The sequence below is a fragment of the Streptosporangium sp. G11 genome, assembly GCF_051192615.1.
Classification (GTDB): Bacteria; Actinomycetota; Actinomycetes; order Streptosporangiales; family Streptosporangiaceae; genus Streptosporangium.
On sequence record NZ_JBPJUQ010000142.1, the window covers coordinates 1 to 11332 of the forward strand.

11 protein-coding genes and 2 pseudogenes are annotated in these 11332 nt (G+C 67.3%); 8 read left to right on the plus strand and 5 right to left on the minus strand.

Going from position 1 to position 11332, the window contains the following annotated elements:
* Both ACSDR0_RS47225 and ACSDR0_RS47230 read left to right on the plus strand, forming a co-directional pair.
* Window positions 1-198 (plus strand): annotated as a pseudogene (locus ACSDR0_RS47225) (iron-containing redox enzyme family protein); the annotation flags it as partial.
* Window positions 195-1325: a glycosyltransferase gene (locus ACSDR0_RS47230; RefSeq protein ID WP_435295534.1), complete on the plus strand. Its 1131-nt coding sequence runs from the start codon at window positions 195-197 to the stop codon at window positions 1323-1325. The pseudogene ACSDR0_RS47225 and the gene ACSDR0_RS47230, both read left to right, overlap by 4 nt.
* Here the strand turns inward: ACSDR0_RS47230 and ACSDR0_RS47235 are convergent.
* The 3 genes and pseudogenes from ACSDR0_RS47235 to ACSDR0_RS47245 all read right to left on the minus strand — a co-directional run.
* Window positions 1289-1411: pseudogene (locus ACSDR0_RS47235) on the minus strand (hypothetical protein); the annotation flags it as partial. The gene ACSDR0_RS47230 and the pseudogene ACSDR0_RS47235 sit on opposite strands and share 37 nt — an antisense overlap.
* Before the next feature lie 226 nt (window positions 1412-1637).
* Window positions 1638-2327, minus strand: a complete 690-nt coding sequence (locus tag ACSDR0_RS47240; RefSeq protein WP_435295535.1) for a type 1 glutamine amidotransferase domain-containing protein — start codon at window positions 2325-2327, stop codon at window positions 1638-1640.
* A gap of 92 nt (window positions 2328-2419) precedes the next feature.
* The gene (locus ACSDR0_RS47245; RefSeq protein WP_435295536.1) at window positions 2420-2629 is read right to left on the minus strand and encodes a hypothetical protein; all 210 of its coding nucleotides are present in this window, start codon (window positions 2627-2629) and stop codon (window positions 2420-2422) included.
* 242 nt (window positions 2630-2871) lie between these two features.
* On the opposite strand from ACSDR0_RS47245, the gene ACSDR0_RS47250 reads away from it, so the two are divergent.
* Window positions 2872-3933 carry an NAD(P)-dependent alcohol dehydrogenase gene (locus ACSDR0_RS47250; protein ID WP_435295537.1) on the plus strand — a complete coding sequence of 354 codons (1062 nt, stop codon included), beginning with the start codon at window positions 2872-2874 and terminating at the stop codon, window positions 3931-3933.
* 133 nt (window positions 3934-4066) lie between these two features.
* Here ACSDR0_RS47250 and ACSDR0_RS47255 read toward each other — a convergent pair whose 3' ends face one another.
* Window positions 4067-4342: a hypothetical protein gene (locus ACSDR0_RS47255; protein ID WP_435295538.1), complete on the minus strand. Its 276-nt coding sequence runs from the start codon at window positions 4340-4342 to the stop codon at window positions 4067-4069.
* 681 nt (window positions 4343-5023) lie between these two features.
* Between ACSDR0_RS47255 and ACSDR0_RS47260 the strand changes: the two genes are divergently transcribed.
* The 4 genes from ACSDR0_RS47260 (at window position 5024) to ACSDR0_RS47275 (ending at window position 6933) form a co-directional block, all read left to right on the plus strand.
* The gene (locus ACSDR0_RS47260) at window positions 5024-5467 is read left to right on the plus strand and encodes a hypothetical protein (RefSeq protein ID WP_435295539.1); all 444 of its coding nucleotides are present in this window, start codon (window positions 5024-5026) and stop codon (window positions 5465-5467) included.
* Between the two features lie 22 nt (window positions 5468-5489).
* A complete protein-coding gene (locus tag ACSDR0_RS47265; protein WP_435295540.1) occupies window positions 5490-5894 on the plus strand; it encodes a hypothetical protein in 405 nt (134 codons plus the stop codon).
* Window positions 5895-5927: 33 nt separating this feature from the next.
* A complete protein-coding gene (locus ACSDR0_RS47270; protein ID WP_435295541.1) occupies window positions 5928-6494 on the plus strand; it encodes a hypothetical protein in 567 nt (188 codons plus the stop codon).
* Window positions 6495-6693: 199 nt separating this feature from the next.
* Window positions 6694-6933 (plus strand): tyrosine-type recombinase/integrase, encoded by a 240-nt coding sequence (locus tag ACSDR0_RS47275; RefSeq protein WP_435295542.1) that lies wholly within the window; start codon window positions 6694-6696, stop codon window positions 6931-6933.
* On the opposite strand, the gene ACSDR0_RS47280 is transcribed toward ACSDR0_RS47275, so the two are convergent.
* On the minus strand, window positions 6908-8221 hold the full coding sequence (locus ACSDR0_RS47280) for a carotenoid oxygenase family protein (RefSeq protein ID WP_435295543.1): 1314 nt from the start codon (window positions 8219-8221) through the stop codon (window positions 6908-6910). The two genes, ACSDR0_RS47275 and ACSDR0_RS47280, sit on opposite strands and share 26 nt — an antisense overlap.
* A 187-nt stretch (window positions 8222-8408) precedes the next feature.
* Here ACSDR0_RS47280 and ACSDR0_RS47285 point away from each other — a divergent pair, with 187 nt between their 5' ends.
* A complete protein-coding gene (locus ACSDR0_RS47285; RefSeq protein ID WP_435295544.1) occupies window positions 8409-11093 on the plus strand; it encodes a helix-turn-helix transcriptional regulator in 2685 nt (894 codons plus the stop codon).
* Window positions 11094-11332: the final 239 nt, after the last annotated feature.

Sequence of the window (11332 nt, forward strand, 5' to 3'; positions counted from 1 at the left end):
GCCGTCCACGAGCAGATCGCCGCCCACGACATGTGCGGCGGCTTCGCCCGCCAGCACCCCTCGCGGGCCGGTGACGTCCTGTACGGCGCGGCCTGCGCCCTGGCCCTGGACCGGCTCTTCGCCGAACACGTCATGGGCCACTGGCGCCGCGGCGCCTCCTCACTGCGCGAGATGGAGCTGGTGGCAGGAAGCCGATGACGGACCTCGACATGGACTACGTGCTGCCGCTGCGCTGGAGCGACGACGCCGGTCTGGAAGAGCTGACCGCCTACCTGCGCCGGCTGCGCCCCGGCGTCCGCGTCATCGTCGTCGACGGCTCCCCGGCCGCGCTGTTCACCCGGCACGCCGCCCACTGGGACGGCCTGGTGCTGCACGTACGCCCCGACGGCGACCTCGACTTCGCCAACGGCAAGGTCAACGGGGTGATCACCGGGCTGCGCCGGGCCCGCGCCGAACACGTGATCATCGCCGACGACGACGTCCGCTACGGCGAGAGGGAACTGGCCCGCATCGACGCCCTGCTGAACAGAGCCGACCTGGTCCGCCCGCAGAACCACTTCGACCCGATGCCGTGGCACGCCCGCTGGGACACCGCCCGCACCCTGCTCAACCGCGGTTTCGGCGCCGACTATCCCGGCACGTTCGGGGTGCGCCGCTCGACCTTCCTGGCGATGGGCGGCTACGACGGGAACGTGTTGTTCGAGAACCTTGAGCTCGTACGCACCGTTCGCGCCCACGGGGGCCGTGAGAGTCGCCCTCTTGATCTCTACGTCCGCCGCCTGCCACCCGATCCTCGCCACTTCTGGTCCCAGCGGGTGCGCCAGGCCTACGACGACCTCGCGCAACCGGCCCGCATGGCGTTCTTTCTCGCCATCGCGCCCGCACTGGCCGTCGCGCTGCTGCGGCGGCGCCCCGGACCGGTCCTGGCCGGTGCCGGGCTGGCGGTGGGCCTGGCCGAGATCGGCCGCCGCCGCGCGGGCGGGCGGCGGGTCTTTCCCTTCACCGCCACGCTGTTCGCCCCGGTGTGGCTGCTGGAGCGGGCCGTCTGCAGCTGGCTGGCCCTGGCGACCCGGTTCCTGCGCGGCGGCATCTTCTACGCCGGGCGCCGGATACCGGCCGCCGCGCACCCGTCCCGCCGGCTCAGAACGCGCTCTCAGGCCGCCGCGTCGGACTCGCTCGCGGCCCGGAAAGCCGCATCGGGCTCGCTCGTGGCCCGGAAACCGGCACGCTTGTGCGAGCCATCGCAGAACGGTTTGGACGCGGACCGGCCGCAGCGGCACAGCGCCACCGTCGCCCGGCCGGGATCAACGACGACCCCGTCCTGAGTGAGCAGGGTGAACGACCCTCTGATCAGCAGCGGCCCGTCCTCACAGGGAGTCACTGTGACCGAATCATCCATTTTTGGGTGCATATCACCCCTGTGCCCGTCGCCCCCCTGGAAAAACGCCGGCCCTCCGGTTCGGACCTCAACGGGAAGCCGCTCGTCCCCGCCCACCCGAACCGAGACAGCGGCACGGCCGGCCACGGAGGACCTCGCCGGCAGCGCCGCCACGGCCACGGCGGCCACCACCAGGTCAGTCGGAGGCGATGTCGCCGCGCACCGCGTAGCTCCCCGTCCGGGGACGGAACCCACCCTTTCAGAGGACTTGGAGCAACCGTCCGGCCAGGTCGGCCGCCGAGGCGGGGTTCTGCCCGGTGAGCAGATTGCGGTCGACCACCGTGTAGGGCTTCCACATGTCGCCCTTGGTGAAGTCGACCCCGAGGTCGATGAGCTCGTCCTCCAGCAGCCAGCGGGCTTTGGGGGCGAGCCCGACCGCGTTCTCCTCCTCGTTGGTGAACGCGTTGACGCGGTAGCAGGCGAAGGGCGACACGCCGTGGATCCTGGTCGCCAGCATCGCGGCCGGGGCGTGGCAGACGATGGCGAGGGGCTTGCCGGAGGCCAGTGCCGCGGTCAGCAACCGGCCGGCGTCCGCGTCGACACACAGGTCTTCCATGGGACCGTGGCCGCCGGGGAGGTAGACGGCGTCGTAGTCGTCCAGGCGGACGTCCGCCAGCTCGATCGGTCGCCGCATCACCTCCGCGGAGCGGATGATCTCTTCCAGGTCGATCGCTGCCTGCGCGCTTCCGGCCATCTCGGGGCGCAGGCTCATCATGTCCACGTGCGGCACCACTCCGCCGGGTGTGGCGACCACGATCTGGTGGCCGGCGTCGGTGAGCGCCTTGTAGGGGGCCGCGAACTCCTCGGCCCAGTATCCCGTCGCGTGCCTGGTGCCGTCCTTGAGCGTCCAGTACGCCGTTCCCGTCATCACGAAAAGCAGCTTCGCCATCGGACAACCGCCTCCCCGTTACAGAAACCATCCTATGCACGGCTGTGATCCAGGTCACACGAGGGGTGCGCGCCGGCCGCCGGCCTCGCGGGTCAGGCGGGGATCTCGGCGGTGGCGACCAGGACAGCGCGGCCGAGGATGTGGCCGGCGATGATCCAGCCCAGCCAGCCGGGAGTGGCGTCGGCCGGGACGCCGGCGTGCATCTGCTCGGCGGGCCAGGGGGCGCCGTCGGTCAGCGTGGTGCTGGTGACGGTGAAGGAGGGCACCTCGGGCAGACGGGCGAAGGGATCGTTGAGGTTCACCACCCGGCTCCTTCCGGCCGGTCGGCCAGTCCAGCCTAGTGACGCGGCAAGGGCACGGCGTCACGGCGAGGCAATGCCTTTTCCTCGTCCACACAAGCGATGCGACCTGACGTTCACCGCCGATGTGAAGGCAAACCGAGATTGCCTGCCTTTTTGTCTGTTTTATGGCGATTAACGCCATTTTGAGGGTGTACGCATGCCTTACGGCCATGTGATCTGAACAGGATGCGGGAGGCGTCACTATGCGCGCAGCGCGGATGCACGGCTACAAGCAGCCGCTGCAGATCGACGAGGTTCCGGTTCCCGAACCGGGCCCGAACGAGGTTCTCATAAAAGTCCGGGCCACGGGAATGTGCCGCAGCGACTTCCAGCTCATCGACGGCTACTTCCCGCTCGACCTGGAGTTCCCCTACATTCCCGGCCACGAGATAGCGGGCGAGGTCGTTCGGCTGGGCACGGACGTTCCCGCTTCGGCCGGCCTGTCAGAGGGGAACCTGGTGGTCGTAAACCCCGCCTGGGGTGACGGGACCTGCCGACAGTGCCACGAAGGCAACGAGCAACTGTGCACGGGGAGCGGGGGGTGGATCGGCTTCGGGCCACCCGGAGGTTTCGCCGAGTACGTCATCGCCCCCAGCCGCCATCTCATCCGCATCGACGCGAACGCGGGCCTGAAGCCTGAGTACCTCGCGCCGCTGGTGGACGCCGGGCTGACTCCCTACCGGGGGATGAAGAAGCTCCGCGCCACCGGAAGGCTCGGGCCAGGACGCACGGTGGTCGTCAGCGGAATCGGCGGGCTCGGAAGCTACGGCGTGCAGTACGCCCGGCTGCTCGGCGACGGAGCCACCGTGGTCGCCTTCGGCCGCAGCGACGACAAACTCGCGATGGCGGAACAGAACGGCGCCGACCACGCGATCAACACCCGGGGCAAGGTGCCCGACCAGGTACGAGCCGAACTAACGGAGCTGACCGGCCGCGGCGAGATCGACGGCGCCCTGGACTGCTCCGGAGCTTCGCAGTCACTGGAACTCAACGCCGCGCTACTGGCGTCCGAAGGAAGCCTCGTGTCGGTGGGCCTGATGGGCCGGCGCGTCGAGCTCCCGCTGTTCCCGTTCGTCTCCGGTGAGAGAACCTTCTCCGGGTCCTTCTGGGGCAACTACAACGACCTCACCGAGGTCCTCGCCCTGGCCGGTCAGGGCCGGATCAAGCACACCGTCACACCGATCAGGCTCGATGACCTCAACAACAGGCTCGACGCACTGGCCCGAGGCGACGTGATCGGCCGCCAGGTCGTCGTCTTCGACTGACACGTCATTTCCAAACGGGCTGCCCTCGGTGCCACGACGACCGGAAGTGGGACCGCACCTGCCGTTCCGGCTCTTCGTCACGGCTCAAGCCCCGAGTGCCGTCGGCGTGGCCGCGCGCCGAAGCGTCCGCACTTCAGGGCCGTAGTCGTACCGCTGCTTCGATCCGTCCCCCGATCCCGATGATCGCGAACACGATGGCCACGGGAGCGAAGCCTTCGTTTCCGTTCGGCACCGAGAGCAGCGCGACGAGTCCGGCCAGAAAAATCAGGACACTACTGACCCCACGAACCACGTAGGCGTTATTGCGAGGTTCACGGGATGGATTGATGGCTCCAAGTGCTTGGATCACCGACTCGGATCCGCCGGATTCACGGATCTTCCCGAAAGATCCGGTGGAGGGCTCATTCATAAAGATCAGAATGTCATGGCGACGACCTTCCGACCACGTGGCACCTCTTGGACAGAAAGCCAGGCATCAGGACCGTGGCGACGGAGAAGGCCTACCGGAAGCGGCTCCGCCCGGTGCCGCTCGAAGGGGCCGAGGCGATGGACATGATCTTCCTCGGCGAGACCGGGGAGCCATCAGCAGGCCGGCGCCCTCTCCACCACCCGCCGCCGAGGATGCGCCCGAAAACCCGTGCTGACCGGGAGGCTTGGCGACGATGTGCACGACGATGCCCAGCACCAGCAGCCCAGTGAAACCCTGGTCGGCGAACACCACCCGGCAGCGACCGGTCGGATACAACCCCAGCAGCATCGTGGTGGCGCCAGTGCGATCCTGCACCCCAGCCGGGCGCACCATTACCGCCACCGCCACCAGCAACCCGAGCGTGTCGGTGACCACGTAACCGTTTACTTGTTCGCGTCGTAGCCACGGCTGTCACAGCTGTCACGGCCCACGGTTTCGGCGCCCTTGACGCTTTGGGAATCCAGCGCCGTGGCACTCGCCACCATGACTCCCGAGCACATCGACAAGGTCTCAGTGGCGGTCGCGCTACTCGCGTCGATCTGCGACGAAGAAATGGGATAAAAGCCGCATGACGTTTAGGCGGGCAATAGAGCGGTAAAGCCATGATGCTGGAGGATTACCATGAATGAATTTAACTTACTGTCTCGTGCGGAGAGGGCGGCATATTGCCGAGTCCAGCTGCGGCATCTTGACGATCTCGAGGCGTCGATTCGCCAACGTGCGTGGACACCCGAAGGCGAGGAGGCCCTCCGGATGCTCCACTCGAGCCGGCAGGTTCTGCAAAGTGCTCTACAAATGGTGGAAAATCCGACTTTCTGGCAGCGGATCAACCTTGCGGTCAACAGAGCCGCGGCGAAGGGCGAAGTTCAGAAGGACCTCCGGAAGCGGGGCAAGGTCGGCTGCAGTTCCTGCCACGGCACCGGTAAGAGGCCGGCGGTGGCCGGTCAGTACATGGAGAGGTGTCCGTGCGGCGGTAACGAATACTGGTATGACGGTGACCCGGAGATCGATCGTGCGATGCGAGCTGCCGACGACTTGCGTCGGAAGCTGAACCGCAGGGACTGATGCCTTGCCGACCGCTCCACACATGCGAGCTTCGGCCGAACCCGTCATTCGACTTGCGCGGAACCTGTGGCAGGAGAACGATCTCGCCTTCGCCGGCAAGCACGGGACCGAACTGGACGCGGCCAACGTCCGCCGGGCCTTCCGGGTGATGCTCAAGAGGACCGATCCCAACGAGGACGAGTGGACACCTCCTGGTCTTGGGAGCAGCCTTTATGCAGGTATTTGGCAATGGGGCTACCAGGACTTGAACCTGGGACCTCTTCCTTGTCAGGACCAGGTCACCCCTGATCAAGGACTCGCGATCCGGATTTGGGCGGTGCTGGACGAGTGTGGGCGTGAGCTGGTGTGTGCCTCTGTTGCAGTACTCGTTGCAGTACCGATGTTCCATGACCCCGTGAGGATGCAGAACGACCCGAAAACCAGATGAGCACCAGATGCACGAAGTGGGACGATCCGGATCATGGCTAAAGGGGCGATCCTCCGGGACTTGAAGAGAGCAAGACGTTCCGGCGAACCTGTGAGAGTCAGCCGTGAGATCGACTGTGCGGATCGGCTCGATGCCTACGTGGTCGGCATCGGCCGCAAGTGGGTACTGCTGCACACCATCTCCGACGAACTTCATCTCGACGGCCACTCGGCCATACGTCTCCGCGACATCAAGTACGCGACGCGTTCGGGCTGGAAGGGCGCAGCCATGACCCATCGTGCCCTCGCCTTGCGCGGGGAGTGCGTCCGGCCTCTGGCCGGGGTCGACCTTGCTTCCACCGCGGGTCTGATCGAGACGCTGACCGGGGCCTTTCCTCTCATGGCCGTCTACATCGAGAAGATCGACCCACATGTCTGCCACATCGGTCGCGCTCACGGGATCACCCGGAAGAAGCGATTGCGTCTCCAGGAGATCGGGCCGGCTGCGGACTGGGCACTCACCTACTCCACGAACAAGACAACGGACATCACCCGGTTCGACATCGGTGGCGGGTACATCGATGCCCTCCATGCGGTCGGCGGAGATCCGCCAGAGTGTTGATCTTCGGCAGTGCGGCGTCTGCGCGGCTGGAATGCGACCACCAGTTTGGAAGATCTCGGCACACGCCCCGCTGACCTGCTGTGCCCCAGGTCAGCAGACTTTTCGTGTTCCCGTGCCTCCCTGGTTCCCCTGCTCCCCTGTCTTACTGGTACCCCACAAGAACAATTCGGCAGTGTCCGCGCTACGGAATCCGCCCCTAGTGAGGACGGCGCTGCTCGCCCGGTCCTTCGCCCGGATCGTGGAGAAGAACGACCTGCGATCGGTCCACGTTCACGACCTGCGGCACACGGCCGCGTCGCTGCTCAAAAAGTTCGGGGTCGCGCCGCGTGACGCGATGGAGATCCTCGGGCACAGCCGCATCTCGGTCATCATGGAGATCTCCACGGTACGAGGGGAGAGCCAGGTTCCGACACTCAACGCGCACCGAACGGCCTGCTGAGGCGGTCGGGGATCCAGTTGCCGTGAAACCCGGCAGGGACGCGGCGGGGGAGCTCAACGACGGCGATGGGAACGTCCCGCAGCTCGGCGGCGTCCAGCACCAGGAGGTGGGAGGAGTTCCTCCTCAGGTCGCTGACGATGGTGATCAGATAGCCGTCGTCCTCGGCGGTGGCTCCCTCGGCGGGGACGAAGATGGCCTCTCCCGGCATCTGGTCGGGGCCGAACGGGCGCAGGCGCCGTGTTCCGGTGGCGGTGTCGTACTTGACGACTCCGAAGTGATCCAGGCCGGAGCCTGGAAAGGCCACGGCGTAGCTGTAGCGGTTCGACCGACCCAGAAAGGCGTCGTTGATGGTGGGAAACTCAGTGATCAGGGTGTCCAAGGGCTCCTCGGTGGCGCGGCCAGTGGCCGGGTCGAGGATCCAGCGGTGGTGCAGAGATCCGGCCAGGGGAGGAACTCCGTGGCCGGGTGAGCCGGTCCACCATTTCCGGGAGTACTCCCACGCCGATCGGTCATAGCGGGGTCCCTCGATGATCACTCGGCCGTGCAGGTCGGCGTGGGCATTGGCGACGTGCAGGAGCGCGCCGGGTTCTACCTCGAACCAGCGAACATCGGCGGGACCGGTGCGAGGCATGACGCCGATCTGTGCGGGGTGGCTGTCGCTCCATTGGCACAGACCACCGGCTCCCGCAGCCGAGTCGGCCACCACCGGCAGGTCCAGCCAGATGATGTGGTCGGCCGTGATCGCGAAGTCGTTCATGAGGGACGGACCGACACCTTCCACGGGCTCGGCGCGGGTGATCCACCCGTCGGGCGCGGCGACATAGAGGGTCAGGACAGGGTCGCGCCCGTAGAAGAACAGCTCACCGGAGACCGGGTCCCGCTTGGGGTGGGCGGTCATCGCTTCGGCGAACTCTCCGCCGAAGGCATGGGGGCCGACCGTGTCGAGCTCGGCGGTGACCTCCCAAGCCGGCTCGGCTCCCTGGAGGGCGAGGTACCGGCCGCCGTGCCGGATGACGTTCGTCCCGGCGTCCACCCACCGGTTGCGATACCACTCGGCATGGCCACCGGACAGACGCACTCCGTGGATCATCCCGGCACCGGTGAACCCGTGGGCGGGTGTGGTGCCAGGCCGGGGATTGCGTCCATTACGGAGATAGCGGCCTTCCAGCTCAGGCGGGATCGACCCGTGGACGACGAGATCGCGGACGCTGATCTCGTTAGTGACCGGCGTGTAGTGACCGGACAGATACGGCTTGGTGAGGTCGCTCCCCATCATTTCGGAGCTCACGGCGGTCCCTTCGGTGCGGCTGCGGCGGATGCCATTGCCACGCTCCCAGCCCGGTCCCGACGTTCGCGTCGGTGAAAACCGCCGATCCAGTGACCGCTTCGCTCCCTCGGGTTCCGGTGCGGGCCTATGGGAAAGATCCCCTTGTTCCGCCTTATGGAATTTTGGACAAAAATGAGAGACTTGTCCGATGTTGAAGGGGCGAGGGCGTGAAATCGGGACGCTGAACGAGTTGGTCGACGGGGTTCGGGACGGGCACGGCCATGCCCTGGTGGTTCGCGGTGAGGCAGGGATCGGCAAGACCGCGCTCCTTGAATGGGCGGTCACTGGTGCTTCCGGTCTTCGGGTGATGCGCGCGACCGGGGCGGAGTTCGAGATGGGATTGCCCTTCTCCGGCCTGCACCAACTACTCGGACCCCTGGCGAACCGGCTCGACCGGCTTCCGGAACCTCAGCGGGACGCGCTGGAAGCGGCGTTCGGACGGCGTAGCGGATCGGCGCCCGACCAGCTGATGGTCGCCATGGCGGCACTGACGCTGCTGTCGGAGATCGCTGAGGAACGTCCGGTCCTGTGCGTGGTCGATGACGTGCAGTGGCTCGACGTGGCGAGCGGCCAGGCCTTGGCATTCGTCGCCCGCCGGATCGCAGCCGAGCCAATCGGGCTACTGCTCGGGCTGCGCGAGCCCGCGTCCTCGACGAACCTCGCGCCGTTGCCGTCCCTTTCTGTGGAAGGCCTGGCCGATGAGGAGGCCAGGGCCCTTCTGGCCACGGTGATCCACGGGCCGATGGACGAACGGGTCCGCGACCGGATCATCAGCGAGGCCCGCGGCAACCCACTCGCCCTGTTGGAGCTGACAGCGGGCCTGCGGCCAGGTGAGATGGCTGGCGAGTTCGGGCTACAAGTACGCGGCGGCACGACCGATGACCTGTTCCAGCGGAGACTGGCAGACCTGCCCGAACCCACCCAGCTACTGCTGCTGGCGGCTGCGGCCGAACCTATCGGCGACCCAGTGCTGCTGTGGGCAGCGGTCCGCAGGCTCGGCCTGGACGTCGCCGCCGCCGCGCCCGCCGAGGACACCGGACTGATCGAGATCGACGCCCGGGTCCGGTTCCGGCATCCGCTGGTCCGCGCCACGGTCTACAGGTCAGCCTCACCCTCCCAACGCCGGACTGTCCACGCCGCGCTCGCCGAGGTCACGCCCGACAGCGATCTCGACCGCAGGGCCTGGCACCAGGCCCAGGCGTCCCAGGGCCCCGACGAGGCCGTTGCCGCCGGCCTGGCCGCCTCGGCGGAACGGGCCAGGACACGCGGAGGCGTCGCTGCCGCAGCGGCCTTCCTGGAACGCTCCGCTCAGCTCACCCCCGATGCGGCACCCCGGCTGGAACGCACCTTCACAGCGGCCAGGGCCAAACTGGACGCAGGGGCCCCCGACGAGGCCGAGACCTTGCTGTCCACCATCGACGAGACCGCTCTCGACCAGGTGGCGTTCGCCCGGCTGGAGATCTTGCGCGGCCAGATCGCCTTCGCCGTCCGGCGGGGCATGGATGCTCCCGTGCCGCTCCTGAGCGCCGCTCGGAGACTGGAGTCGGTGAACGCCTCGATGGCGCGCGAAGTTCATCTGGACGCCCTCTTCGCCGCGGTGATCGTGGGCGGCGACCTCACCCTGGCCGTTGACGCAGCCAAGGCCGCAGTCCCCGCAGACGGCCCTCCCAGCACGGTGGACTTCCTCCTGGACGGCCTCACCCTGCTGCTGTCCGGCGATAACCACGGTGGGGCCACCCTCATCCACAGGGCGCTGAAGGAAGGCGACGACGCGGTGTGGGCGCGCCGGATCCCGATGGTCCCGACCCTGTCCGTCGAGGTGTGGGACCTGAGCCCCTACACCCGGATCCTGAACCGGCAGATCAGCAACGCCCGAGAGACGGGGGCACTGACCGCGCTACCGCAGGCACTTGTCAATCTGGGCGGAGCCCTCCTGCGGATGGGCCGGCTCCGTACCGCCGCGTCGCTGCTGGAACAGGGCAGGGAACTCGTGGTTGCGACAGGAACCGCGCCCGGCTATTCACACCTCACCCTCGCCGCTTGGACCGGCCAGAGCACGACCGAAGAACAGATCCGGGTCGCGATCGAAGACGCGAACGTCCGAGGCGAAGGCCAGATGGTCGCCTTCGCACACTTCGCGCTCTCGCTGTACCGCAACGGCATCGGCGACTACCAAGGTGCTCTGGCCGCAGCCCAATACGCCACTTCCCACCTGGACCTGTTCTTCAAGGGGCTGGCCTTGCGGGAACTGGTCGAGGCAGCCGTCCGTGCCGACGCGCCTGACGTTGCGGCCCAAGCGTTCATCGCGCTCCAGGCGGGCACCCAGGCTGCGGGCACCGACTGGGGGATCGGCACTGAGCACTTGTGCGCAGCGCTCATCACCCAGGGAGAGAAAGCCGACGAACACTACCGGACCGCACTCGAGACCATGGGCCGTAGCGAAGCCGGGGGCGACCTGGCCCGGGCCCGGCTCCTGTACGGGGAGTGGCTACGAAGGGAAGGCCGCAGGTCCGACGCCCGCCGAGTACTCCGCGCCAGTCACGAGGAACTGGCCGAGATGGGCGCCGATGGCTTCGCACACCGAGCCGCCCGCGAGTTGAACGCGACGGGAGAACGCGCCCGCAAACGCGACACCACGACCGTCGACCAGCTCACCGCCCAAGAGCTGGCCATCGCCCGCCTCGTCTCGTCCGGCAGCACCTCCAAGGAGATCTCGGCCGAACTGTTCATCAGCCCCCGCACCGTCGACGCCCATCTGCGCAACATCTTCCGCAAACTCTCCATCACCTCCCGCCGCCAGCTACGCGACCACTCCCTGAAAGAGTCTGTTTAATCACGGTTTGGGGGTTGCCGGGCGGGCCAGAGGCCTGCTGCTCGTGGAGTCGTTGCAGGTGATGGGCCTGGGGTATGGGCTGTCGGAGGCCCTGGAGCCGTGGATGTGCCCCTCGGACGGTGCATGATCCGGGGAAGATTCACGGATCTGGCGGCGAGCGCGGAGCAATGCTTGAGACCTGTGGATCGGCCGGGAAGGGGTGTACCTTCCCGATGATCATGTGATCTCAAGCATGACCG

Bases quoted from the DNA above. Each gene is read 5' to 3' on its own strand.
- ACSDR0_RS47230 (WP_435295534.1), top strand. From the start codon at position 195: ATGACGGACCTCGACATGGACTACGTGCTGCCGCTGCGCTGGAGCGAC.
- ACSDR0_RS47240 (WP_435295535.1), bottom strand. From the start codon at position 2,327: ATGGCGAAGCTGCTTTTCGTGATGACGGGAACGGCGTACTGGACGCTC.
- ACSDR0_RS47250 (WP_435295537.1), top strand. From the start codon at position 2,872: ATGCGCGCAGCGCGGATGCACGGCTACAAGCAGCCGCTGCAGATCGAC.
- ACSDR0_RS47255 (WP_435295538.1), bottom strand. From the start codon at position 4,342: ATGAATGAGCCCTCCACCGGATCTTTCGGGAAGATCCGTGAATCCGGC.
- ACSDR0_RS47260 (WP_435295539.1), top strand. From the start codon at position 5,024: ATGAATGAATTTAACTTACTGTCTCGTGCGGAGAGGGCGGCATATTGC.
- ACSDR0_RS47265 (WP_435295540.1), top strand. From the start codon at position 5,490: ATGCGAGCTTCGGCCGAACCCGTCATTCGACTTGCGCGGAACCTGTGG.
- ACSDR0_RS47270 (WP_435295541.1), top strand. From the start codon at position 5,928: ATGGCTAAAGGGGCGATCCTCCGGGACTTGAAGAGAGCAAGACGTTCC.
- ACSDR0_RS47285 (WP_435295544.1), top strand. From the start codon at position 8,409: ATGTTGAAGGGGCGAGGGCGTGAAATCGGGACGCTGAACGAGTTGGTC.